Annotated in this window: 15 protein-coding genes and 1 pseudogene; 4 read left to right on the plus strand and 12 right to left on the minus strand. The window is 72.3% G+C overall.

Going from position 1 to position 25450, the window contains the following annotated elements; all coding sequences use genetic code 11:
- From ACFZDE_RS26430 to ACFZDE_RS26455, 6 genes are all read right to left on the minus strand, one after another.
- Window positions 1–2190: a glycoside hydrolase N-terminal domain-containing protein gene (locus ACFZDE_RS26430; protein ID WP_391203850.1), complete on the minus strand. Its 2190-nt coding sequence runs from the start codon at window positions 2188–2190 to the stop codon at window positions 1–3.
- On the minus strand, window positions 2187–4169 hold the full coding sequence (locus ACFZDE_RS26435) for a beta-galactosidase (protein WP_391203853.1): 1983 nt from the start codon (window positions 4167–4169) through the stop codon (window positions 2187–2189). Before ACFZDE_RS26435 ends, ACFZDE_RS26430 begins: the two co-directional genes overlap by 4 nt.
- Complete coding sequence (locus ACFZDE_RS26440; protein WP_391203856.1) at window positions 4166–6364, minus strand: WD40/YVTN/BNR-like repeat-containing protein; 2199 nt, start codon at window positions 6362–6364, stop codon at window positions 4166–4168. The genes ACFZDE_RS26435 and ACFZDE_RS26440 overlap by 4 nt, the downstream gene beginning before the upstream one ends.
- Window positions 6365–6475: 111 nt before the next feature.
- Window positions 6476–7429: an ABC transporter permease subunit gene (locus ACFZDE_RS26445; RefSeq protein WP_391203859.1), complete on the minus strand. Its 954-nt coding sequence runs from the start codon at window positions 7427–7429 to the stop codon at window positions 6476–6478.
- Window positions 7426–8466: an ABC transporter permease subunit gene (locus tag ACFZDE_RS26450; protein WP_391203862.1), complete on the minus strand. Its 1041-nt coding sequence runs from the start codon at window positions 8464–8466 to the stop codon at window positions 7426–7428. The genes ACFZDE_RS26445 and ACFZDE_RS26450 overlap by 4 nt, the downstream gene beginning before the upstream one ends.
- Window positions 8467–8492: 26 nt before the next feature.
- The gene (locus ACFZDE_RS26455) at window positions 8493–10181 is read right to left on the minus strand and encodes a Tat pathway signal sequence domain protein (RefSeq protein ID WP_391203865.1); all 1689 of its coding nucleotides are present in this window, start codon (window positions 10179–10181) and stop codon (window positions 8493–8495) included.
- Window positions 10182–10506: 325 nt separating this feature from the next.
- On the opposite strand from ACFZDE_RS26455, the gene ACFZDE_RS26460 reads away from it, so the two are divergent.
- Entirely contained in the window at window positions 10507–13344 is a 2838-nt protein-coding gene (locus ACFZDE_RS26460) for a glycoside hydrolase family 3 C-terminal domain-containing protein (RefSeq protein WP_391203867.1), read from the plus strand.
- A 120-nt stretch (window positions 13345–13464) separates the two neighbouring features.
- Here ACFZDE_RS26460 and ACFZDE_RS26465 read toward each other — a convergent pair whose 3' ends face one another.
- The 3 genes from ACFZDE_RS26465 to ACFZDE_RS26475 form a co-directional block, all read right to left on the minus strand.
- Window positions 13465–14910, minus strand: coding sequence for an aldehyde dehydrogenase family protein (locus ACFZDE_RS26465; protein WP_391203870.1), 1446 nt, complete (start codon window positions 14908–14910; stop codon window positions 13465–13467).
- A 122-nt stretch (window positions 14911–15032) separates the two neighbouring features.
- Window positions 15033–16703: a PucR family transcriptional regulator ligand-binding domain-containing protein gene (locus ACFZDE_RS26470; RefSeq protein ID WP_391203873.1), complete on the minus strand. Its 1671-nt coding sequence runs from the start codon at window positions 16701–16703 to the stop codon at window positions 15033–15035.
- Window positions 16704–16822: 119 nt separating this feature from the next.
- Window positions 16823–18955, minus strand: coding sequence for an ATP-binding protein (locus ACFZDE_RS26475; RefSeq protein WP_391203876.1), 2133 nt, complete (start codon window positions 18953–18955; stop codon window positions 16823–16825).
- A gap of 252 nt (window positions 18956–19207) precedes the next feature.
- On the opposite strand from ACFZDE_RS26475, the gene gabT reads away from it, so the two are divergent.
- Window positions 19208–20542: a 4-aminobutyrate--2-oxoglutarate transaminase gene (gene gabT, locus ACFZDE_RS26480; RefSeq protein ID WP_391005710.1), complete on the plus strand. Its 1335-nt coding sequence runs from the start codon at window positions 19208–19210 to the stop codon at window positions 20540–20542.
- Window positions 20543–20642: 100 nt separating this feature from the next.
- Window positions 20643–20864, plus strand: a pseudogene (locus tag ACFZDE_RS26485) (phosphoesterase); the annotation flags it as partial.
- A gap of 49 nt (window positions 20865–20913) precedes the next feature.
- On the opposite strand, the gene ACFZDE_RS26490 reads toward ACFZDE_RS26485, so the two are convergent.
- A complete protein-coding gene (locus ACFZDE_RS26490; protein WP_391203879.1) occupies window positions 20914–22704 on the minus strand; it encodes a DapH/DapD/GlmU-related protein in 1791 nt (596 codons plus the stop codon).
- A gap of 57 nt (window positions 22705–22761) precedes the next feature.
- On the opposite strand from ACFZDE_RS26490, the gene ACFZDE_RS26495 reads away from it, so the two are divergent.
- The gene (locus ACFZDE_RS26495; protein ID WP_391203882.1) at window positions 22762–23421 is read left to right on the plus strand and encodes a phosphatase PAP2 family protein; all 660 of its coding nucleotides are present in this window, start codon (window positions 22762–22764) and stop codon (window positions 23419–23421) included.
- A 15-nt stretch (window positions 23422–23436) separates the two neighbouring features.
- Here the strand turns inward: ACFZDE_RS26495 and ACFZDE_RS26500 are convergent, their stop codons facing one another.
- Together ACFZDE_RS26500 and ACFZDE_RS26505 are read right to left on the minus strand one after the other, a co-directional pair.
- On the minus strand, window positions 23437–23892 hold the full coding sequence (locus ACFZDE_RS26500) for a hypothetical protein (RefSeq protein WP_391005704.1): 456 nt from the start codon (window positions 23890–23892) through the stop codon (window positions 23437–23439).
- A gap of 130 nt (window positions 23893–24022) precedes the next feature.
- Complete coding sequence (locus ACFZDE_RS26505; protein WP_391203885.1) at window positions 24023–25441, minus strand: FAD-dependent oxidoreductase; 1419 nt, start codon at window positions 25439–25441, stop codon at window positions 24023–24025.
- Window positions 25442–25450 lie beyond the last annotated feature (9 nt).

A 25450-nucleotide genomic window follows, 5' to 3' on the forward strand; every position in this document is an offset into this window, starting at 1 on the left:
CTACCACGTCCTCAGGGTGACGACGTGGTCTTCCCCGGCGGCCAGGTGGAGGGATTCTGCGCCGGAGGAAGTCCGCAGTTCGACGCGGTGGGTGCGGCCGGGTCTGATGACGGCGACCGCGCCGTCCCGCGTCCAGGTGAGGTCGAGCTCGGCCCCGAACCGGGTGCGCACCCCGCGCAGGGCGCCCTCGGGGTACGCCGGTGGCAGCGCGGGCAGCAGCACCAGCCGGTCGGGGGTCGACTGGACGAGCATCTCGATCAGCAGGGCGGGCAGGGTGTGCGCGGCGTCGGCGTTGTAGACGTCGCGGGCGGGGTAGTGCGCGCTCATCAGGGAGGCGTGGAAGAAGTCGCCGTCCAGGACCTGCCCGAGGGCGTGGGCGACCCGGTCCGCGTCCCGGAGCCGGGCGGCGACGAGGGCGTGGTGGAGGTGGCCGTGCGCGGAGTCGTTCTCGGCGCCGCGCAGTTCGAGAGCACGGTGTGCGGCGCCGGCCAGTGCAGGGGTGTCGTAGGGGGTGATCTCGTCGAGCGGCCAGACGCCGTAGAGGTGGCTGAGGTGGCGGTGGTCGTAGGAGTCGGCGAGGCCGGGCCAGGCCCATTCGGCCAGGGCTCCGTCCTCGTTGATCCGGTGCGGTGGGAGCCGGTCGGCGAGGGCGTTCCAGCGGTCGGCGTCGGGGCCCGGGTGGTAGGCGGCGGCCGTGCGCAGGGCGTGGCGGGCCGCGGAGAGGTCCATCGCGGCGTTGAGCGTGCCCCAGCTGGCGTTCGCTGGCCGGTTCTCGGGTGAGTAGGAGGGGACGACGACGAGGTGGCCGTTGTCGTCGGTCCTGGTGAGGAAGTCCTCGTAGAACAGGGCTACTTCGGCGAGTGCTGCGGCGGTGCGGGGGTCGCGGGTGCCGTGGGTCTGGTCGTGGTCGACGAGCGGTTTCAGCAGCCAGTCGGCGCTGGCGGTCCACAGGTGCAGCGGGTACTCGCGGTCGAAGTGGAAGGAGTGGCCGGACTCGCCGTCGCAGTGGGCGGGGGCGACGGCGCCCCGGGTGCCGAAGATCGCGCGGGCGTTGTCGCGCCAGTCGGGCAGCATCCGGTGGACGAGGTGGGCGTGGGCCTCGGTGACCTCGGGGAGGGCCGCGGCGGCGGCCGAGGCGGTCTGGAGGTTGAGGTTGGCGTCCTGGGTGAACGCGCCGGACCAGGCGGTGTTCCAGTCGCCGGTCCACAGTCCGGTCAGCCGGGGCGGGAAGAGGCCGCTCGCGGAGAGCAGGTGGTAGCGCCCGGCGGCGAAGAGGCGCTCCAGCAGGGCGGCGGCGCCCGGCCGTTTGAGCAACTCGGAGCCCGGCAGGGCCCGTTCGCCGGGGTCGGCGGCGAGGTCGAGGGTGACGCGCTGGTAGGCCGTGCGGTGCAGGACGGTGTGGCGTTCGAGGAGTTCGTCGTAGGTGGTGGGCAGATCGCGCAGGGCGCGGCCCTCGGCGACCACGTCCAGCTCGCCGGGGTGCCGGTGCACCCGGGTGAGGAGCAGCACGGACCGGGCGTTCTCGACGCGCACGCCCGGCGGCACCAGGGTGGTCGTGCCGCCGGTGACGGTGACCTGGGTGACGCCGGTGCAGGCCAGGTCGCTGTCCGGGTAGCGGGCGCGCAGGCTGAGCAGGGCGCCCTCGGGGGTCAGTACGGCTCCGTGGCCCACGCCCAGCCGGGCGGGGGCGCCGGGCAGCCGGGGGTCGAGCTCGACGCCGAGGGTGAGACCGGGTCCGGTGAGGTGCTGGACGATCACGTCGTCGGCGCGGGAGACGAAGACGCGGCTCGTCCAGCCGGCGCATTCCGCGCTCACCACGCCGGTGGTGAAGTCGACGTCCCGCCGGTAGTCGTGGCCGCCGTCCTCGGGCCGGTCAAGCCGGACCTGGAAGGCCGGGTGGAAGGGCTGCACCCACTGGAGGGGACGGCCGTCCGTGAAGTCCTCGGCGGCGGTGGTGTCGCCCGCCAGGAGACGGTCCTGGAGTCCGGGCAGGGCACCGGCGAGCTGCGGCGGGCGGGGGTCGCGGCCGTTCGGCCGTACCAGGGTGTGGTGGGTGACGACGACCCGCTCGGCGTGCGGATCGCCGAACACCAGGGCGCCGTGCCGGCCGTTGCCGCTGAGGAAGGCGTCCTCCCAGCGGGCGGCCGGGTGCGGCTCCCAGGTGCCGTGGACGGGTGCGGAGTCGGTCATGGCCGCAGCACCGCCACCCCGTGGCGGCCGAGGGTGACCCGGTCGGTGACGTCCGTCCCGGACAGCAGGTCGCGGTGGGTGCCGGGCACCTCGACGGTCACCGGCTCACGGCCGTGGTTGAGCACGAACAGCACCTCGCCCCGGCGCACGGCCTCCACCTGCTCGGGCAGAGCGTCGAGCACCGGCCGGACGCCCGCCCCGGCGGCGATCGACGCCAGCAGGCCGCGCAGCGCCCCGGGCTCCGGGAGCGTGGAGACGTACCAGGCGCGGCCCTTGCGCAGGACGGCGGGCTGTTGGTCGAGTTCACCGCCCCGGTAGGGGATGGTCTCGTCGGCGGTGCCGTCCGGTTCCAGTTCCTCGGACCACAGGGTGCCCTCGAAGCCCTCGCAGGCGACGGTCTCCCCCGCGTCCAGCGGCCACCACTCGTGCAGCGTGCGGATGCCGAACAGCGCGCGCAGTCGGGCGTCCATGCCGCCGGGCCGGACGCGGTCGTCCTGGTCGGCGACGCCGGTCTGGAAGCCGCAGACGAGGGTGCCGCCCTGCCGTACGTAGGCGAGGAGGCGGTCGGTCGCGGCGTCGGTGAGCGCGTACAGCTGCGGCACCACGACCAGCGCGTACGGCGTCAGGTCGTGCTCGGGGTGGGCGAAGTCGGTGGTGAGGTGCGCCTGCCACAGGGCCCGGTGCCAGGCGCGCAGCACGTCCGGGTACTCCACCAGGCCGGACAGGCGGCCGTCCTGGGCGCCGGCCCACCAGGCGTGCCAGTCGTGCAGGACGGCGACGTCCGCGGTGAGGTGCCTGCCGGTCACCTCGGGGGCGATCCGCTCCAGGTCGGCGCCCAGTTCCTTGATCTCCTGGTACGTGCGGCCCTCCTCCCCCGCGTGGCTGACCATGCCGGAGTGGAACTTCTCCGCGCCCTGCCGGGACTGCCGCCACTGGAAGTAGCAGACGGCGTCGGCTCCCCGGGCCACGGCCTGGAGGGACCACAGCCGGTTGAGGCCGCGCGGCTTGGGGTGGTTCACGCCCCGCCAGTTGACCGGCCCGGCCGCCTGCTCCATCAGCATCCAGGGCCCGCGCGCCTGGGAGCGGGTCATGTCCTGGACGAGGGCGCCGTGCTGCGCGCCGAGGGGGTCGCGCGGGTCGGGGTAGAGGTCGACGGAGACGACGTCCTCCTCCTCGGCCCAGCGCCACGCGTCCTGCCCGAACCACAGCGGCATGAAGTTGCTGGTGACAGGGATGTGCGGGGTGTGGCGGCGCACGATGTCGCGCTCGGCGACGTAGCACTCCAGGAGCATGTCGGAGGTGAAGCGGCGGAAGTCCAGGACCTGGCCGGGGTTGCGCATGTAGTGCGGCAGGCGGGGCGGCAGGATGCCGTCCCAGGTGTCGTAGCCCTGGCTCCAGAAGGCGGTGCCCCAGGCCTCGTTGAGGGCGTCGAGGGTGCCGTACCGCTCGCGCAGCCACCGCCGGAAGGAGGCGGCGGCCTCGTCGCCGTGGTCGTAGGTGCAGTACTCGTTGTTGATGTGCCACATCGTCAGGGCCGGGTGGCCGCCGTAGCGGGCGGCCAGGTCCTCGGTGATGGCGGCGGCGTAGCGCCGGTAGGTGGCGCTGGAGTGCGAGAAGTGCTGCCGGCCGCCCCACCACTCGGTGCGGCCGTCCTCGGTGACGGGCAGGGTGTCGGGGTGCAGCCGGCCCATCCAGGGCGGGGGCGAGGAGGTCGGGGTGGCGAGGACGACTCCGATGCCGTGCTCGTGCATCAGGTCCATCAGCGTGTCCAGCCAGCCGAACTCCCGGGCCCCCGGCTCGGGTTCCAGTTTCGCCCAGGAGAAGACGCCGAGGGTGACGGAGTTGACGCCGGCGGCCTTCATCAGCCGGACGTCCTCGTGCCAGGTCTCCTCGGGCCACTGCTCGGGGTTGTAGTCGCCGCCGAACAGCAGCCGCCCGCGGGTCGCCTCGCTCAGGCCGGGCCGTTCTCGCACGGTCATCGGGTGGGCTCCCCGTACTGCACGCCGCGTCCGTTGGTGGCGATGTAGACCCGGCCGTGGACGCGCGGGTCGCCGGTGATGGTGGCGCCGATCCAGCCCCACTGGTGCCGGTCGTCGTTGATCCGCGTCCAGGACTTCGCCTCGTCGTCGGAGCGGTACACGGCGGTGATGGTCTCGGTGGAGCCGACCATGTAGAGGGCCGGGTAGGAGGCGCCCTCGGCGGCCTTGCCGAAACCGAGGGTGTACGACGCCCAGCAGCTGGCGACCTTGCTGAAGGCCGCACCGCCGTCCGTCGACCGGTACAGCCCGTTCCATTTCAGGCTCAGCCACAGGTCACCGGTGCGCCCGGGCGCCGCGACCAGCTGGAACTCGGTGTCGCCGGAGTTCAGTCCGGTGGCCCGCGCGGTGAAGGTCCGGCCGCTGTCGGTGCTGGCGAAGAGCGTGCCGGTGGTGGTGTCGAAGGCGTAGAAGCGTGCCGGGTCGACCGGGTCCGCGACGGGGACGGCACCCTTGGGGAAGGAGGCGACCTCGGACCAGGAGGCGCCGTTGTCCGCCGAGCGGTAGCCGAGGCTCGCCGTGCCGAAGGACCACAGCAGCACGCTGCCGTCGGCGTTGGTGGCGATCGGCCCGGGCGCGGACTTGGCCACGTCCGGCTGCGTCTCGAAGGGCGCCCAGGTCTTGCCGCCGTCGTTCGAGAAGGCGCCGTTGCCGTGGTCGCCCCAGCCCGCGCGGACCACGTAGGACGGCTCGGCCGGGGCGAGCGACAGGCCCGTCGCGGTGCCGAAGACCGGGTTGGACGCCATGCCGCGGGACGGCGAGGCCGTGAGCCGCTCGTGGTACATCACGCCGACGTCCCCGGACCCGCTGAGCAGGTGAGCCTCGCCGCTCGGGGGCGAGATCAGCTGGCGTATGGAGGCCTCCTCGACGCCGCGGATCTGCGGGGCCCAGTGCCTGAGGTCGCGGGTGCCGTACAGGGTCGCGCCGGTGCCGTACACGAGGTGCCCGGAGTCGTACGGGTCGAGGCCGAGGGCCTGGATCCACCAGCCGAACTTGGGCTTGTCGGCACCGAAGGTGAGGTAGGGCGTCTCGGAGACGTCGAGAACGGCCTTGTCCTTCAGGGACGTCCAGGTGCGGCCGCCGTCGGTGCTGCGGTACAGCGTGTCGACCAGGGACCAGCGGTTGTTGGTGGAGACGACGACGGTGCCGGGGCGGCAGGCGTCGACGGCGACACCGCCGTAGCCGAAGGAGTCGGTTCCGCCGTCGCCGGTGGGACCGCCGGGCTTCACGGGCGTGACCTCGCTCCACTTCCCGTTCGCCGTCCGCAGCTTGTGCACGCTGCCGTCGGACTGGCCGTTGGGGCCGGGGGCGTCGGCGTACGTCACGTACAGCTCGCGGGTGTGCCGGTCGTACGCGGCCCGTATCGGGACCTTGGCGGCGGTGCCGGTGGGCTGCCCGGGGACGGCCTCCCAGGTGGTGCCGTCGGCGGTTGAGTAGAGGTTCGCGGACGTGCCGTCGGAGTCGCCCCAGCCGGCGTAGACCGTACGGCCCGCCGCTACGAGGAGCGTAATGCCCTGGCCGGTGGCGCTGGGGGCGGCCGGGAAGCTCACGGCCTTCCAACTGGCCCCCCGGTCGGTGGACTTGAGCAGTCCGTCGTGCCGGGTGCCGAGCCACAGGGTGTCGCTGTCGCGCGGGTCGACGAGCAGCCGCTCCCCGCAGCCCCGGCCGTCCTCGTTGGCGCCGAGCTTCACGGTGAGGTCGGTGCGCTGCCAGGTCGCCCCCCGGTCCTCCGAGCGCAGCACCGCCCCGTTGCCGGCCCAGGACTGCGCGTAGGTGCCGAGGGAGAGGTAGACCCGGTTCGGGTGCGCCGGGTCGACGGCCATGGCCTCCACGCCGAGCAGGTTCCAGTCGTCCCAGCCGATGTGGTCGGTCAGCGGGATCCACCGGCCACCGCGCTCGTCCCACCGGTAGGCACCGCCGATGTCGGTGCGCAGATAGGCGAGCCCGCGCACAGACGGATGGAACAGCACCCCGGTGACGAATCCGGTACCGCCCTGCACGACGTTGCGCCAGCGGTAGCCGCCGGTGGCGGCTGTGGCGGCCGCGGCTCGTCCCTGGATCGACGGCAGGGAGACGACCGCGGCGACGGCGGCGGTCCCGGCGAGAACGGAACGTCTGCTGAGGTGAAACGTACTCATGACATACCTCGGTTCATGCGAAGAAGGGGAAGTGCGTACCCTCAGGGGCGCGGGGAACTGCGCGACCAGCCACGAGGCAGCCGCGGACGACGAACAACCGACAGCCTGGGGTCAGCCCTTGACCGCCCCCGTGAGCATGCCCTTCTTGAAGTGCTTCTGGACGAACGGCGAGAGGACGGCCACCGGCAGCAGGGCCATCACCATCACCGCCATCTGGATCGCGAGCGGCGAGAGCTGGCCGGTGTTGATCTGTGCCTGGAGGCCCACCGGACGCTGCTGCATCTGCACCAGCTGGATCATCACGTTCTGCAGCGGCATCATTTCCTGGTCGGTCAGGTAGATCGACGCGTTGAACCAGGCGCTCCAATAGCCGACGGCGTAGAAGAGCCCGATCACCGCGAGGACCGCGCGGGACAGCGGCAGGACGATCTTCCACAGGATCCGCCAGTCGCCGGCGCCGTCGATGCGGGCGCTGTCGATCAGTTCTGGGGAGATGTTCATGAAGAACGCGCGCAGTACCAGGATGTTGAAGACGCTCACGGCGCTGGGCAGGATCAGCGCCAAGTAGGTGTCCGTCAGGCCGAGGGCCTGTACCAGCAGGTAGGTGGGGATGAGACCGGCCCCGAAGAACATCGTCGCGAGCAGGGTCATCAGGATTCCGCGGTGGCCGAGCGAGCCGCTGCGTGACAGCCCGTACGCGCACAGGACCGACACGGTCATGCTGAACAGCGTGCCGACCACGGTCACGCCGATGCTCACCAGTGCGGCCTTCTGGACCTGGCCGCCGCTGAGGAGTTCCTGGTAGGCGACGAAGGTGATGCCCTTGGGGATCACCACCAGGCCGCCGGCCTCGTCGATGGTCTTCTTCGACTGGAGGCTGGTGACGATGACGATCCACAGCGGGAAGAGGATGGCCAGGCAGGCCAGGGTCAGGGCGATTCCCTTGCCGGCCAGTCCTGCCTTGTTGGGCGGCTCCTCCCAGACGGGGCGGGGCGGGGCCGCCCAGCGGCTCGGTTTCCTGGCGCGCGACGTCTCGTCGGGCGGAGTGTGGAGGACGGCGGTCACTTCTTGTACACCCCCTGCTCGCCCATGAGATGGGCCACCTTGTTGGCGATCAGTACGAGCGCCAGCCCGACCACGCCCTTGATGAGCCCGGCGGCGGCGGCATAGCTGAAGTCCTGGTTGCGGATGCCGTTCCACCACACGTAGGTGTCGAGGACGTCGGAGGCGTTGACACCCACGGCTTGTCGTTGGAGGAGCAGTTGCTCGAAGCCGACGGTGAGGGCGTCGCCGACGCGCAGCACGAGCAGGAGGGCGATCACCGGCCGCAGGGCGGGCAGCGTGATGTGCCACATGCGCCGCCAGCGTCCCGCGCCGTCCATGGCGGCGGCCTCGTACAGGTCGCCGGAGACCGAGGAGAGGGCGGCGAGGAAAACGATGATGCCCCAGCCCGCGTCCTTCCAGACGGTCTGCGCCGTGACCAGGTACTTGAAGACCTCCGGGTCGGTCATCACGTCGAAGCCCTCGTAGCCGTGCTGGCGCAGGGTCTGGGCGATGATCCCGGCGCCGCCGAAGATCTGCATGAAGACGGTGACGACGAGGACCCAGGAGAAGAAGTGCGGCAGGTACATGACCGCCTGGGCGACCGCCCGTATCCGGGGCCTGACCACGCTGTTGATCAGCAGCGCGAGCAGGATGGGGATCGGGAAGTAGAGCACCAGCTGCAGGAAGAACAGCACCAGGGTGTTCTGCACGGCGTGCCAGAAGGCCGAGTCGGCGAAGATCCGCTCGAACTGCTCGAAGCCGATCCAGGGGCTGTTGAAGATGGCGACGAAGCCGTTGTCGCCGGCGTAGGGGTCGTAGTCCTGGAAGGCCACCACATTGCCGAGGATCGGTATGTAGTTGAAGACCAGGATCAGCAGGACCGCCGGCAGCGTCATGAGGATCAGCGTGCGGTCACGCCGGAATCTGAGCTTCAGGCTCAGCTTGCCCGACTTCTTCCCGTCGCGGGTGCGCTCTGCGGCGGCGCCACCGGAGGCCGCGGGAGTCCTCGCGGGGGTCTTCGCCTCGGTCGGTGTCCGAGGCACCGTGCTGTTGGACACGGCCGTCTCCTTGCCTGAGCCCCGGATCAGTTCGCCGAGCCGTTGTCGTCGAGCAGCTTCTTGTACCAGTCGCGCAGGTCGTCGCCGCCCTTCTTCTTCCAGTCGGACACGGCCTGCTGCACGTCGCTGATCTTCTTCCGGCCACGTACGCAGTCGTCCTCGAGCTGCTCGAAGTCGTCGGCGAGGTTGGCCCAGCGGGTGGGCTCGGTGACGGTCAGGCCGTAGAAGGAGGACTTCTTGGTGAAGGCGCCCATGCGCTGCTGCCACTCGACGATGCCCCGGGTGATGTCGGGGAGGTCGGGGTAGGCGACGTACGGTGCGGGGTTGCCCGTGAGGTCGTAGGTGCTGCTGACCTCGTTGATGCCCTGCTGCGTCTTGGTGGGCAGGCCGTTCTTCACCGTGTAGTCGGTGCCCTCGACGCCGTAGGCGGTGAGCATGAACTCCTTGGTGCCGTACGGAGCGGCGCAGTAGTTGCAGAGCGCGAGGAAGTCCTTGATCTGCTGCTTGCTCGCCTTCTTGCTGATGAAGGTGAACATGCCGCCCGGCTGGCTGGCCCAGAGCGTGGGATCGCCCCCGTCGGCGCCGAAGATGTCGAAGACGCCCATCTCGAAGTCGGGGTTCTGGGTCCGCTGCTCGGCGGTCTTGCCCCACCAGTCGGAGATGTTGTTGTTGTAGACCAGCACCTGGCCGGCGGTGAAGCGGTTGGCCGCCATGCCGCCCGCCTTGCCCGAGACGGCGTCCGGGTGGACCACCCTCGCCGCGTAGAGCTTGCGCGTCCACTCCAGGGCTTCCAGGTACTGCTCGGTCTCGACGCGGTTGACGAGCTTGCCGTCGACCATGTTCCACCACAGCGCCTTGTCGCCGCCCGACTGGACACCGAAGAACTGCCAGGCGGACCACTTCATGTCGTCGCAGGCCCAGACCTTCGACCTGGCCTGTGTCGCCTCCTTCGCCCAGGACAGGAACTCGTCCGGGCTCTTCGGGACGGCGTAGCCCTTCTTCTCGAAGATGTCCTTGCGGTACATGGCCGCCATGGTGGTGACGGAGGAGTTCGGCATCGGGATCGCACGGAGCTGGCCGCCGAAGATGCCCCGCTGCCACGCGTCGGTGGGCACGGCCGCGAGGTTCGGGTAGTCCTTGACCTTGTCGCCGGACAGATACGGGCCGAGGTCGGCGAACTTGGCGTTGATCGCACTGGGTATCCGGCCCGTCAGGTTCCAGTCGGGCACCACCACGGCGTCGGGGATGTCGCTGGAGGCGAGGATCGCGCCGAGCTTCTGGTCGTAGGTGACGCCGTCCTGGTTCTGCCAGGTGATGTCCACGCCGATGGCCTTGTTCATGGCCGTGTAGTACGGGTTGTCGCCCTTGGGCGGGGAGCCCCAGTAGGGGGCCATGATCGTCAGCTTGCCTCCGCTGCCCAGCTTCTGCTGCACCGAGGTCTTCAGCTGGGCCGCCGGGATCGCCTTGGTGAAGCCGACCGGCGAGCCGTTCTTCGAGGGGATGTCCGGGGTCACGACGTGCGACGCGACGAAGGCCGGGAGGATCTTGGCGGCTTTCTTCCCCGACGTGGCCCCGTCCTTCTGTCCCTCCTGCCCGCCGCCGCAGGCGGCGAGCAGCGGTACCCCGCCCGCCACGGCCGCGGTGGCGACCGCCGTGGAGGCGAGGAAACTTCTCCGGCTCGGACCGGAGGAGGCGGAGGCGGCGTTCGGCGTCATTGCGTCAACCCTTCATGGCGCACCAGGACACCCGGCGGAGGGCCGTCGGCTGCGGTGTCTCGAGTGGAACTGGCTGAGCCGAAGCGAACTGTCGACCCACCAGGGACTGCCGTAGTCGAAGCGCTTCGATGTTGCTGTGAGGTTAAGTGAACACCCCAGGGCGCACAAGAGTCGTTCGCAAACTTCCTCCGCTGCCCGAGAAGGGACCTTTCCTCGTGCACTGCTTGAAGTCATGGCGCTGCTCCCTTGACACTCGACCGCTCCGCAACTCAGCATCGAAGCGCTTCGAAAGCATCTCCACGATCCATCGCAAGGGGATCCCCACGTGACCGCACACACCCCGTCCACCGAACCGTTCCGTGATCCGCAACTGCCGTTCGCGAAGCGGATCGACGACCTCCTGTCGCGGCTCACGCTTCAGGAGAAGACCGCGTTCCTGCACCAGTTCGCCCCGGCCGTCGAACGGCTCGGCGTCGCCGCCTTCCGCACCGGCCAGGAGGCCCTGCACGGTGTGGCGTGGATGGGCCCGGCGACGGTGTTCCCACAGGCGATCGGCCTCGGCGCCACCTGGAACCCGGAGCTGGTGCGGCGCGTCGGCGACGCGGTGTCCCGGGAGGTCCGGGCGATGCGCGCCAAGGACGACCGGGTCGGCCTGAACGTCTGGTCCCCGACGGTCAACCTGCTGCGCCACCCGTTGTGGGGCCGCAACGAGGAGGGCTACTCGGAGGACCCGAGGCTCACCTCCGCGATCGCCACCGCCTACACCCGCGGTCTGCGCGGCGAGCACCCCACCTACTGGCGTACCGCGCCCGTGCTGAAGCACTGGCTGGCCCACAACAACGAGACCGACCGTTCCACGACGTCGAGCTCGGTGCGCCCGCGCGTGCTGCACGAGTACGACCTGCGGGCCTTCCGCGACACGGTCGAGGCGGGCGCGGTGGCCGGGGTGATGCCGGCGTACAACCTGGTCAACGGCCGCCCGAACCATGTCTCCCCGTACCTGGCCGAGCATCTGCGGACCTGGACCGAGGAGGAGCTGCTGGTCTGCTCGGACGCGGGGGCGCCGAGCAACCTGGTCGACTCCGAGCACTACTTCGACACCCACGAGGAGGCCACCGCCGCCGCCCTGGTCGCGGGTGTCGACAGCTTCACCGACCACGGCACGGACTCCTCGCAGATCATCGGCCGGCTGCGCGGCGCCCTGGAGCGCGGTCTGCTGACCGAGGCCGATCTCGACACGGCCGTCCGCCGTCAGCTGTCGGTCCGTTTCCGGCTCGGGGAGTTCGACCCCGGCTACGACCCGCACGACGCGACCGGCGAGTTCGACACCCCGGCGCACCGCGCCCTCGCCCTGGAGGCCGCCGAGCAGGCGATCGTGCTGCTGAAGAACGACAGCGTGCTGCCGCTCGCCCCGGGCACCCGGATCGCCGTGGTGGGCCTGCTCGCCGACGAGTGCAAGCTCGACTGGTACAGCGGCACCCTCCTGCACCGCTCGACCCCGCTGGAGGGTCTGTACGAGCGGTTCGGCGCGGAGCGCGTGGAGTTCGCGGAGGGCGTGGACCGAATCCGGCTGAAGACCTCCACGGGCGCGTTCCTGCACGTGCCGGTGGCCGAGCGGGCCGCGGACGAGGTGCGCGGCGCCGAGGGCGCGCTCGACCCGGCGCTGCTCACGGGCCGCACCGACCTGCCGGTGCTCACAACCGACGCCACCGGCACCGAACTGGCGCTGGCGGACTGGGGCGGGGGCGTGCTGACGCTGCGCGCCCCGGACGGCCGCTATCTCTCGGTCGCCGACGACGGCTTCCTGCGCGCCTCCGCCGACCAGCCGGGCGGCTGGATCGTGCAGGAGACGTTCCGCCTGGAACGGCATGGGGACGGGCACCTCCTGAAGCATCTGGGGACGGGTCGGCACGTGTGTGTCTCCGCCGACGGCGTAAAGGTTGCCGACGAGGATCCCGAGGTCTTCGAGCTGGTCGTCGCCGAGCGCGGCGAGGAGGCGGTGGCGCGGGCCGCGGCGGCGGCCGACGTGGTCGTGGTGGTCGCGGGCAACGACCCGTACGTCAACGGCCGCGAGACCGAGGACCGTACGACCCTGCGCCTGCCCGGGCAGCAGGAGCGGCTGCTGCGGGCCGCCCGCGCGGCGAATCCGGCCACCGTGCTGGCGCTGGTCTCCGCCTACCCGTACGCCGTCGACCCGGCCGAGCTCCCGGCGGTGCTGTGGACCGCGCACGGCGGGCAGGCGGCCGGTACCGCCCTGGCCCGTGTCCTGGCCGGTGACGTCTCCCCCGCCGGCCGTCTGCCGCAGACCTGGTACGCCGACGACGCCGACCTGCCCGGCCTCCTCGACTACGACGTGATCGGCGCCCGCCAGACGTATCTGTACTTCGAGGGCACGCCCCTGTTCCCCTTCGGGCACGGCCTGTCGTACGCCTCGTTCACCTACGGCGGTCTGGCGGCCCGGGTCGGGGACGAGGTGGTGCGGGTCTCCTTCTCGGTGACCAACACCGGTGACGTGACGGCCGACGAGGTGGCCCAGCTCTACGGCCGGGCCGTCGACGCCTCGGTGCCGCGCCCGCGCCGCGAGCTGCTCGACCACCGGCGGGTCACCCTCGCCCCGGGTAAGACGGCCGAGCTGGGCTTCGACGTCCCGCTGACCGCGTTCGCGTTCTGGGACGTCGCCCAGGACCGGTGGCGGGTGGAGCCGGGCGGGTACGAGCTGCTGGCCGGGGCGTCCAGCGAGGACGTCCGGCTGCGGACGACGGTCACACTCGACGGCGAGCCGGCCCGGCCGCGCGCGGTCCTCGCGACCGGTCTGGCCGCGGCCGGGTTCGACGAGCAGCGGGGCGTCGCGATCGTCGACCGGACGAAGGTCTCGGGCGACGCGGTGACCGCCGAGGGCCCGGAGCCGGGTGAGCTGGTCTACCGCGCCTGCGACTTCGGCAGGGGCGCCCGCGAGGTGACGGTGGAGGTGGCCGGGGAGGGCACGGTCGAGCTGTCCCTTGACGGCGGCCCCGTGCTCGCGGTGCTGTCGCCCGCCGCACCGACCTCGGGTCCCTACGACTACGTCCGTCTCACCGCGTCGATCGCCGCCGCGGGCGTCCACGACGTGCGTCTGAAGCTGCGCGGCCCACTGCGGCTCGCGCATGTCGGCTTCTCCGGTTGAGGGTCCGGAGCAGGCCGACGCACAGAAGGGGCCCGGCACCGGAAGGCATCGGTGCCGGGCCTCTTCACAGAGCTTATATGAAAATGGTTTCCATAAGCCAGGAGGTATGCCGGTGGTGCGTCAGAGGTCGATGCCGGTGAGGACCAGCACCCGCTCGTAGGTGTAGTCGTCCATCGCGAAGCGCACGCCCTCGCGGCCCACGCCGGACTGCTTGACGCCGCCGTACGGCATCTGGTCGGCACGGTAGGACGGCACGTCGCCGATGACCACGCCACCGACCTCCAGGGCGCGGTGGGCACGGAAGGCGGTCTGCAGGTCGTGGGTGAACACGCCCGCCTGGAGGCCGTATTTGGAGTCGTTGACGGCGGCGAAGGCAGCCGCCTCGCCATCGGCCTTCTGCACGGTCAGCACCGGCCCGAAGACCTCCTCGCAGGAGATCGTCACATCGCCCGGCACCTCGGCGAGGACGGTCGGCGCGTAGGAGGCGCCGTCGCGCTTGCCGCCGGTGAGCAGCCGCGCCCCGGCGTCCACGGCCTCCTGGACCCACGTCTCGACGCGCTGGGCGGCGTCCTCGCTGACCAGCGGGCCGACGTCGGTCTTGTCGTCGCTCGGGTCGCCGGTGACCTGGGCCTCGACGGCGGCGACGATACGCGGCAGCAGCCGGTCGTAGACCGAGGCGTCGGCGATGACCCGCTGCACGGAGATGCAGGACTGGCCGCCCTGGTAGTTGGAGAAGGTGGCGATGCGGTTCGCCGCCCACTGAAGGTCCTCGTCGCTCGCCCAGTCGGCGAGGACGACGGCCGCGCCGTTGCCGCCCAGCTCCAGGGTGCAGTGCTTGCGCGGCACCGAGTCCATGATCGCGTAGCCGACCTTCTCGGAGCCCGTGAAGGAGATGACGGGCAGGCGCTCGTCCCGCACCAGGGCCGGCATCTTGTCGTTGGCGACCGGCAGGATGCTCCAGGAGCCGGCGGGCAGCTCGGTCTCGGCCAGCAGCTCGCCGATGACCAGACCGGACAGCGGGGTCGCGGGGGCCGGCTTGAGGATGATCGGGGCACCGGCGGCGATGGCCGGGGCGATCTTGTGGGCGCAGAGGTTCAGCGGGAAGTTGAACGGCGCGATGCCGAGCACGACGCCCTTCGGGAAGCGCCGGGTGAGGGCCAGCCGGCCCTGGCCGCCGAGGTCGGTGTCGAGGCGCTGGGCCTCGCCGCCGTTGAACCGGCGGGCCTCCTCGGCCGCGAACCGGAACACCGACACGGCCCGGCCGACCTCGCCGCGCGCCCACTTCAGGGGCTTGCCGTTCTCGGCGGAGATCAGCCGTGCGATCTCCTCGGTGCGCTCGACGAGGCGCTTGCTGACGTGGTCGAGGGCGGCGGCCCGCACATGGGCGGGGGTGGCGGCGAACTCGTCCAGGACGGCGTGCGCGGCGGCCACGGCCTCCTCGACCTGCGCGTCGGTCGGCAGGCTCACCGTGCCGACGAGCCGCCCGTCCCAGGGGGAGGTGACGTCGAAGGTGTCCTCGCCGGTGGCCTGGCGGCCGGCGAGCCAGAAGGCGTGGGTGGAGGTCATGTGGGTTCCGGCCCTTCGGCGTCGGGGATGATCGGGTGCTACCCGCCCCACGGTAGGGGCGAGCCGGCCGAACGGCGTTTGTCCGAGCCGTAGCAGTCAGGGGCGCGGACACTACGGTTTGGCTACTCGGTACTGCTCGTCTTCAGGGCCAGCCACAGCTCCATCCGGACATCCGGGTCGTCCAGGGAGCGACCGAGGATCTCCTCGACCCGGCGCATGCGGTAGCGCAGGGTGTGCCGGTGCACGCCCAGGTCGGCCGCCGCCGCGTCCCACTGGCCGTGCTTGGACAGCCAGGCGCGCAGGGAGGCCACGAGGTCGCCGCGGCCCGTGGCGTCGTGTTCGTACAGCGGCCGCAGCATGCCGTCGGCGAAGGCCCGTACGGCGTCGTCCGCGAGCAGCGGCAGCACCGATCCGGCCGCCATCTGCTCGTGCTCCACCAGGACGCGCCCGCGCCGGCGCGCCACCGACAGCGCCTGCTCGGCCTGCTTGTAGGCGGCGGACGCGGCGATCGGCCCGGCCGGCGCCGACAGGCCCACGACCAGTTCGCCCTCCTCGCCGCCCGGCACCTTCTCGCGTATCCCGGCCCGGGCCGACTCCAGGGCGGCCGCGTACTCCCCGCAGGCCGCCGCCGCGGCACCGCCGTCCGCGGCCAGCACCACCAGCCGCTCCCCCTCCGGCACCACCAGCACCGCCTCGCCCGCCCTGGCCGCCGCGGACTCCACGACGTCGGCGAGCACCGCGAGGGGGTCGCCGGTGTCGGCGGCGGCGAGCGCGGCGGCCGAGGGCCGCTCGACGGGCGGAGCGGTCGTGCGCGCCTCGGCCCGGACCAGCGCGGCCGACGCCGACACCGGCACCCGCTCCGCGACCACCATCCGGAACGGCGCGTCCAGCAGCCCGCCGTACAGGTCCCCGGCGACCGCGCGCGCGTGGTCGGGCTCCCCGGCCAGCAGCATGCGCAACACCGCCGTGCCGACCCGCTGCTCGGCCGCCTGGAGGGACCGGGAGCGTTCCGTGGTCAGGGTGAGCAGGGCGATGGCCGAGTGGACGGCGTAGCGCTCGGCGGTGCCCGGGGCGGCGGCGGTGCCGACGGCGAGGGCCGCCCGGGGGCGCCGGCCGGTGCCGAGGGTGTGCAGCTCGACCCGGTCCTCGTTCTCCGGCCCGCCGACCACGGAGGAGGCGGGCGCGGGCCGGTCCCGCAGCTTCTGCACGTCGGCGGTGAGCCGTGCGGCGCGCCGCCCGGCCCACTCCGGCGCCGTGGCGACGACCGCGCCCGAGGCGTCGTACAGCGCCGCCCAGCCGTCGACCTGCGCGGCCAGTGCGGACAGCAGCCCCTCCGGGCCGCCGCTCTGGGCCTGCCGGGTCAGCTCGCGCTGGGCGGCGAACCCGGCGGTGACGGCCCGGTACTGGTCGGCGGCGATGGCGGCGGACACGGCCTTGCTGATGGCCAGGAACGGTGTGCGGCGCGGCACCTCCAGCAGCGGCAGGCCCTCCTTCTCCGCCGCCTCGACGAGCGCCTTGGGCGTCTCGTCGTAGTTGACGCCGACGGCGAAGCCGAGCCCGACCACGCCGGCCCCGGCCAGCCGCCGGACGTAGCGGCGCATGGCCTGGGGGTCCTCGGCGTCCAGCTTCAGCGCGGTGATCAGCAGCAGTTCCCCGCCCTCCATGTAGGGCACGGGGTCGGCGAGCTCACTGACGTGCGCCCAGCGCACCGGCACGTCGAGGCGGTCTCCGCCCGCCCGCACGGTCAGTTTCAGCGCGGAGTGGTGGACGAGCGAGGCGAGCGTCGGGGGCATGGGGCCTTCTGCGTCAGGGCTGTGAGATCTCTGTGGTCATTTGGCCGCCGCGTATGAACGACCTGTGACGATTCTGCCTCACCGTACGGTGCCCGCGTAGCCGTGCCGGTGGGAAGGGGTCAGCCCCGCAGGTCCACCAGCAGCGGGGGCGCGTGCTCGCCCTTGACGTCGGTCAGCGACAGCACCGCGTGCCCCGCCGGCAGGGCGTGCGCCAGCTCGGAGGCGGACCAGCGCTCCCGCTCGACCTGCCGTACGGTCACCGCCCGCGCGGTCGGGGCCTTGCCGGTGATCACCCGGCGCAGCATGTGCACGGCCTTGCCTGCGGGGGTCTCCGCGATGATCTGCCGGTCGGTGACGTCGCGGGCCTCGGTCCACTCCTTGCCCCACACCTCGGCGAAGTCCTGCCCGTCCCACGGGGTGAGCCCCGACAGGGCCATCCGGCAGCCGGTCGCGCCGAGCAGCGGCCCGCGCAGCGGCCGGGCCACGTCGTCCAGGGTGCGCAGGGTGAGCACGACCCCGGCGTTGCCCGAGCGCAGCCGCTGGATGCCGCGCACGGCCTCGGGCGTCACCACCCCGGTCGCGTCGTCCAGCAGCAGACAGGCGAACAGCGACCGGTCCTCGCGTACGGCGACACTGGCCGTGAACTGCGCGAGCACGAGCCGCGCGAGCATCTTCGAGGCGTCGGCGTGCCCGCGCTGGGGCAGGTCGATGCGCACCCGCACCGGGTGGTCGAGGGCCTTGAGGGTGAAGGGCCTGGACTGCCCGGAGGTGTCGAAGAACCCGGCGAAGGCCGGCCGGTCGAGCAGCGCCACCCGATCGCCGAGCACCCCGCCGACGTCCCCGGGCTGCCCCATCTGCCGCTCCCGGGCGTCGAGCTCCCGCAGCAGCGACTCCTGCCCGGCCTCGTGGAGCCCCTGCCGCAGCGCGGCGAACGGCCCCGGCGCGCCGTCCAGCAGCTGCCGCAGCTCCGGTACGGACGGGAAACGCCCGTGCACGGCCCGGAACGGCCCGAGCAGCTGGGCGAGGACGGTGGTGGAACGGCGGCTGTCGCTGCCGGGGTGCGGGTCGGCGAGGTCCCCGACGAGCGCCTCGGCGAGCACGGCCGCTGCCTCGTCCGGGTCGGTGGTGCCGCCGTACAGGTCGAGGTCGTACTCGGAGTCCGGGTTCCCGATCCGTACGACCACGTCATAGGCGTCGGCCGGGCCGAGCCCCGCCCCGGCCGCCCCCACGACGACCACGGCGGCCCGCCCGGCGAGGGCGTGCAGGCACAGCGACTCGGCGAGGGGCCGCACCACGGTGCCGGTCTTGCCGGACCCCGCGGGGCCGACGGCGACGAGCGAGGTGCCGAGCAGGTCGGGGCCGAGGGCGAGCCCGGTGCCCCGGTAGGCGTACGGGTTGCGGGCGTCGTCGACGGTGGTCCCGAGCCGCACCTGCCCGGTGACGAGATCGTGCCGGGCGAGCCGGGCGGGCAGGTCGCGCTCCCCGGAGGGGTGCAGGCACGCGGCGGCGCCGTCCTTGAGCACGGCGGCGCTGAACGTGGCGAGGCTGTGCCGTCCGGTGCGCACGCCCTGCCAGGCCCGCAGGATCCGGGCGTGGTCGACGTCGCGCATCAGCCCGGTACGGGCCTCACCGGCGAGCCGCTCGGCGGCGTCCGGGGCCCCGGCGGCACGCAGCTCGTTCCACTGGGCCGGGTCGTCCTCGGGGGCCGTACGGGCCTCCTGCACCTGCGGACGGCGCAAGCGGGGGGTGACGAAGCGGCGCCACACCTCGCCCCAGCGGCCGAGCCGGGCCGCCCCGATCATGATTCCCAGGGCGACGAGCAGCTCGTACCCCTGGTAGACGATGAACGTCCCGGTCGCGCCGAGATCGCTGTCGCCACCGCGCCAGGCGTCGGGGACGATCAGGTCGAACGGCACCCACCACCAGGTGCCGAGGTACCCGTTCTGCAGCAGCGACCAGATCAGCCAGCCCACCAGGAAGGCGATCAGCGCCCCGCTCAGCAGCTGCCGGGTGGGGATCTCCTCCGGCTCCTCCGCGGGCCGCGGCCGGTGCCCGAAGCGCCACACGCCCGGTGCGGCGTCGGGGCGCGGCGTGCGCAGCCAGGTGAGGAACGCGGACCCGTCCGGCAGCGGTGGCGCCGCTGGTGCCAGGGGTGGCCTGGGAGGCATCGCGGGCACCTGCGGAGGCCCCGCCGGGCGCGGCACGGGACTCGCATGCGTACCCCGCGCGTCCTGCGTCCCGTCGCTGTCCATCGCCCTTGCCCCCTGACCAGCCGCTCCGTCCACCATCAGCGAGCCAATCTAACGCCCTCCCCTGGGGAGTTCACCGCTTACGCGGCCGGGTCGTGGGCACCGGTCCCGTAAGTCGGCCATGTCCACCCCGGACAAGGCGCACCGCCGACAACGCCCACATGGAGCATGCCCACCCCCCTTCCTCCGCCCTAGCCTGCGAGAAAAGAAGCCAAGCGTCCGTACAGACCATCCGCACCACCCCAGGAGCCCCGCATGACCGCACTTCCGCAGGAGCGCCGCGTCGTCACCGCCATTCCCGGCCCGAAGTCGCAGGAGCTGCAGGCCCGCCGTACCGCCGCGGTCGCGCAGGGCGTGGGGTCCGTGCTGCCCGTGTTCACGGCGCGTGCCGGTGGCGGGATCATCGAGGACGTCGACGGCAACAGGCTGATCGACTTCGGGTCGGGCATCGCCGTGACGTCCGTGGGCGCCTCCGCCGAGGCCGTCGTACGTCGGGCGTCGGCGCAGTTGGCCGACTTCACCCACACCTGTTTCATGGTCACGCCCTACGAGGGGTACGTCGAGGTCGCCGAGGCCCTCGCCGAGCTGACCCCCGGTGACCACGCCAAGAAGAGCGCCCTGTTCAACTCGGGCGCCGAGGCCGTCGAGAACGCGGTCAAGATCGCGCGGGCGTACACCAAGCGCCAGGCCGTCGTGGTGTTCGACCACGGCTACCACGGCCGCACCAACCTCACCATGGCGCTGACCGCGAAGAACATGCCGTACAAGCACGGCTTCGGGCCGTTCGCGCCGGAGGTGTACCGCGTGCCGGTGGCGTACGGCTACCGCTGGCCGACCGGGCCGGAGAACGCCGGGCCCGAGGCCGCCGCGCAGGCCATCGACCAGATCAGCAAGCAGGTCGGCGCGGAGAACGTCGCCGCGGTCATCATCGAGCCGGTGCTCGGCGAGGGCGGCTTCATCGAGCCGGCCAAGGGCTTCCTGCCCGCGATCCGCGCGTTCGCCGAGGACAACGGCATCGTCTTCGTCGCCGACGAGATCCAGTCCGGCTTCTGCCGAACGGGCCAGTGGTTCGCGTGCGAGGACGAGGGCATCGTGCCGGACCTCATCACCACGGCGAAGGGCATCGCGGGCGGTCTGCCGCTCGCGGCCGTCACCGGTCGCGCCGAGATCATGGACGCGGCGCACGCCGGTGGCCTGGGCGGCACCTACGGCGGCAACCCCGTCGCCTGCGCGGGCGCGCTCGGCTCGATCGAGACGATGAAGGAGCTCGACCTCAACGCCAAGGCGAAGAACATCGAGGCGATCATGAAGGCCCGCCTCGGCGCCATGGCCGAGAAGTTCGACATCATCGGTGACGTCCGCGGCCGCGGCGCCATGATCGCCATCGAGCTGGTCAAGGACCGCGCCACCAAGGAGCCGAACCCGGAGGCGACCGCCGCGCTCGCCAAGGCGTGCCACGCCGAGGGCCTGCTGGTCCTGACCTGTGGCACCTACGGCAACGTACTCCGCTTCCTGCCCCCGCTGGTCATCGGGGACGACCTGCTGAACGAGGGCCTCGACATCATCGAGCAGGCGTTCTCCCGCGTCTGACCTCCCGAGGGGCAGAGGGTGTGAAGAAGGTGTGCGAGGTGGATGGCAGCGGGCCCTACGGCCTGTCCAGCGCCCTGCCCCTGTCGTAGGTTCTACCCAGATGAGAGATACACCCCGCCCACAGGGGACTGTGGGTGACATCAGGCCGGGGCCTCCCCAGCTTCGACCTGGTCGTGCCCTCGCGCACACAACCGGAGCCTGAGGCTCTGGATCTCCTCACCGATCGGACAGTCGCCCGCCCCAAACCCCCCGGGGCGCGCGGCGTTCCGGTCCGGTCGGCCGCCCCGGAACCACCCCCCCTGTTCCGGGGCGGCCGACCTCCATTTCCGCCCCCTCTCCTTCTCCTTCCTGGGCGGATTTCAGATGGCCGGTCAGGCTCGGGCGGCCGGAGCGGGCTCCGGGCGGTGAATCCCCCGCGGGCGGTAGCCCAGCACGTCGGCCATGCCGAGAACGTCCGCGAGCAGCCAGATGATCGCGAGCCACATCTCCGTGCCCTGCAGGCCGGGTTCACGTCCCGGGCCGCTGCCGTCCGGCGTCGGACCGAACCCGAAGCCCTGTCCGGGGTGCCAGCGGCGCAGGGCGGCCGTCAGCTGCCGCGCCGCCCAGGCCCGGGCCTCTTCCCGACGGTGGCCGGTCTGCCGGGCGCACAGCCACAGGGGGTGGATCACGTCCAGGACGTTGCAGGCGTTCTCCCGGCCGGGCGCGAAGTGGCGGGGGTCGCGGGCGTGGTCCAGGACGGTGTCGATCACGCGCTCCGCGTACGGCACTTGGAGGCCGAACTGGGCGAAGGAGCCGCGGGTGAGCCGGTAGTAGCCGTTGACCATCTGCAGGCGTCCGTCCTCCCGGGTGGGTGAGCCCCACATCCCGGTCCACGGGTCGGCGTGGGTGTGCAGCCAGCCGAACAGCGCCTCCAGCGCGCCGGGCGCTGCCGCCTCGCTACCGGCGCGCAGGTTCCAGTACGCGGCGGTGGCCCAGGAGTCGGCCCACGCCCCGGCGTGCCAGGCACGGTCGGTCCAGGGCAGTTCACCGAGGTGCCGGACCAGCCGGTCGGCGGTCGTGGTCCGCACCGCGTGGACCGGGTGGGCGAAGGAGCTGCCGAGCAGGTCGAGCGCGTAGCCGACGCACAGCACGTGATAGGCGGTGGCGCCGTCCGGCACCCCGGCGGGGCCCGGGAGCGGGGCGGTGGCGCCGAGTTCGGGGACCAGGCCGGTGGCGGGGTCCTGCAACGCCCGGAGCCGCTCCACGTGTTCGGCGGCGGACAGCTGCGGCGGGGCTTCGCCGAGCAGCAGGTCGGCGATCTCGACGGCGTCGCAGTGGGCCCGGACGGTCGGCTCGACACCGGGCCGATCGACGTAGCGCCCGGTGTCCGGACACCAGGAGCGGGCCAGCAGGCCGGTGGCCTGGGCCCGGGCGGCCTTGACGAAGGCGGCGAGCGCTGCGCCGAGGTCGTCGGTACCGGTACGGGCGGGCCGCCCGACCTCTACCGCAACACCGGGCCCGGAACGCTGTGCCGATTCCGCGTCGGCATCCGTCGGTCGCGGCGCCCGGGACGGGGGTTCAGGGCGGGCCGGGTTCTTCGCCGCGCGTGGCTCGCGTCGGTCCCGGATCCGGCGGGCCGGGTTGCCCGCCGCGACCGACCAGGCCGGGAGGTCCTTCGTGACGACCGCCCCCGCGCCGATGACGCAGTGGTCGCCGATGGTGACACCGTCGACGACGACCACGTGCGAGCCGATCCACACGTCGTCACCCACCCTGATCCCGCGGCTGCTGACCGGCTGCCGATGGACCGGCAGGTCGGGTGCGAAGCCGTGGTCGAAGCCGAGCAGCGAGCTGTGGGCGCCGATGCGCACCCCGTCCCCGAGGGCCACGGTGCCGCGCACCACGGTGAAGGGGTTGATCGTGCAGTCGGCGCCGGTGCGTATGGCGTCGGTGACGTAGGCGTGGGCCGCGATGTACGAGCGGTCGCCGAGGTGCAGGACGTCCGGGTGCACGGCGGCCGTCTCCGCCACGAAACAGTTCTCTCCCAGGCGCACTTCGCCTGGCCCGGCGAGCAGCCGCCGCTGCCGCTGCTCCTGTGCGGCGCGCTGCCCGCCGGAGGCCCGCTCGGCGAAGAGCCAGGGACAGTGGTCGAAGAGGCCGGCGTCATGGGACGGCTGGTTCACGTGATCCTCCGCGGGGGCCCGCTGGTCGGCGTCTGTGCTCGTGCCAAGCTGTGCCCCATGCCGATCTCCGCGAACCGGGAACGCACCACCTCGCTGGGCCCCGCAGCCCTCCTGCTCGCCCTCCCGGCCCTCCTGTTCGCCCTGATCACCTGGCAGGTCGCCGCCGACGGTCCACTGGTCGGGCTCGACGAACGCCTCAGCCGCGTCCTGGTGAACCCGGACCGCTTCTCGGAACTCCTCGCCGACCTGGGCAACGTCCAGGTCGCGGTGCCGGTCCTCGCGGTCGCGCTGGCCTATGTCACCGTCCGCCACCGCCGCGCCGGTTCGAACTGCTGGTGGCTCCCCGTCGCCGCCGGGGCCCTGCTCATGGCCCTGGTCCCGGCACTGGTCGTCCCCTTGAAGGCGCTGCTGGCCCGCCCGGCCACTCCGGCCGAACCACCCGGCACCGGCTACTACCCCTCGGGCCACACCGCGACGGCCGCCGTCGCCTACGGCACCGCGACCCTGCTCCTGCTCCCCCGCCTCCGCACGCCCCTGGCCCGCGGCGCCCTGCTCGCCCTCTGCACGACCCTGATCCTCGCCACGAGCTACGGCCTCATCCGCCGCGGCTACCACTGGCCCCTGGACGTGGCGGGCAGCTGGTGCCTGTGCGCGGTGCTGCTGACGTCACTGTGGCTGTTCCTCAAGCGGACGACGACGGAGCTGCCCCGGAGCTAGCGGACGCCGGCTTCCTCACCCCCCGTTCTCCGTCGCCAGACCCGCCGCCGCCTCGTGCATGGCCAGTTCCAGGAGGGACGGGTCCGTCAGCATGCCGGAGCCGTCCGGGGGGATCAGCCAGCGCACGCCGCCGGGTGAGGAGCGGCCGGGGTACGGCACGACGATCCAGGTGCCGGCGCCCGCCGTGCGGATGCCCGTGCCGAGCCAGCGGGTGGCGGTGCCCGGCGGCACGAAGAACCCCATGCGGGCGTCACCGAAGTCGACGAGTACCGGCCCCGGCCGGTCGAGGACGCGGGTGAGCACGTCGAGTGTGGCGTAGCCGAGCGCGCCGGGCAGGATGAGCACGTCCCAGGCGCTCCCGGCCGGCAGCAGCGCGACTCCGCGCGGGTTGCGCTCCCACTCCCAGCGGCACGCCTCGGGATCGGGTGCGACGGATGCGAGCCACTCGATCGCCGTCTTCGCATCGGTCATCGTCAAAGACCCCCTTCTCTCTCTCGCGAGCGTCACGCGCGAGCATCACGAGGGAGAGAAGGGGGTGTCCCCCCGGCCATTACGCGGGTTCCGGCACCTCGTTGGAGTGAACCGGATCACACCCGGTCGGTCAGCTGTCGAATCCCAGCCCCAACCGGTCCATCGTGCGCAGCCACAGATTGCGGCGGCCGCCCTGCGCGTCCGCACGGGCCAGGGACCACTTGGTGAGGGCGATGCCCGTCCAGGCGAAGGGTTCCGGCGGGAAGGGCAGGGGCTTCTTGCGAACCATCTCCAGCTCCGTGCGCTCGGTGCGCTCACCGGACAGCAGGTCCAGCATCACCTCGGCGCCGAAGCGGGTGGCACCGACCCCGAGGCCGGTGTATCCGGCCGCGTACGCCACCTTGCTCTGGTGGGCGGTGCCGAAGAACGCCGAGAAGCGGGAGCAGGTGTCGATCGCACCGCCCCAGGCGTGGCTGAAGCGGACGCCCTCCAGCTGCGGGAAGCAGGTGAAGAAGTGCCCGGCGAGCTTGGCGTAGGTCTCCGGCCGGTCGTCGTACTCGGCGCGGACCCGGCCGCCGTAGGGGTAGATCGCGTCGTAGCCGCCCCACAGGATCCGGTTGTCGGCGGACAGCCGGAAGTAGTGGAACTGGTTGGCGCTGTCACCGAGGCCCTGGCGGTTCTTCCAGCCGATCGAGTCGAGCTGCCCGGGCGTGAGCGGCTCGGTCATCAGGGCGTAGTCGTAGACCGGGACGGTGTACGAGCGGACGCGTCTGACCAGGTTCGGGAAGATGTTGGTGCCGAGGGCGACCTGGCGGGCGCGGATCCCGCCGTAGGGGGTGCGTACGGCCATGCCGGGCCCGTACGGCTTCAGGGTCAGGGCGGGGGTGTTCTCGTAGACGCGTACGCCCAGTTCCACGCACGCCCGCTTCAGGCCCCAGGCGAGCTTCGCCGGGTTCAGCATGGCGACGCCCCCGCGGTCCCACAGGCCCGCCTGGAAGGTGGGTGAGTCCACCTGCTCCCGTACGGCGTCGGCGTCCAGGAACTCGACGCCCTCGGCCAGGCCCCTGCGGGCCGTCTCCTCGTGCCACTCGCGCAGTTCCCGCGCCTGGTAGGGCTCGGTGGCGACGTCGATCTCGCCGGTGCGCTCGAAGTCGCAGTCGATGGAGTGCCGGGCGAGGGCCGTCTCGATCTCGTCGAGGTTGCGGGCACCCAGCTCCTGGAGCCGGTGGATCTCGTCCGGCCAGCGGGAGAGGCCGTTGGGCAGGCCGTGGGTGAGGGAGGCGGCGCAGAATCCGCCGTTGCGGCCGGAGGCGGCCCAGCCCACCTCGCGGCCCTCCACCAGCACCACGTCCCGCTGCGGGTCGCGTTCCTTGGCGATCAGCGCCGTCCACAGGCCGCTGTAGCCGCCGCCGACGACCAGCAGATCGCAGGTCTCGGAGGTGGTGAGGGCGGGTTCGGGGCGGGGCCGGCCGGGGTCGTCCAGCCAGTACGGGACCGGCTGGACGTCGGAAAGCGAACGGGTCCACTGATTCATGGCGCTCGGGGCCATGATTTCAAC

It is taken from the genome of Streptomyces sp. NPDC007929 (genome assembly GCF_042959065.1).
Lineage (GTDB): Bacteria > Actinomycetota > Actinomycetes > Streptomycetales > Streptomycetaceae > Streptomyces.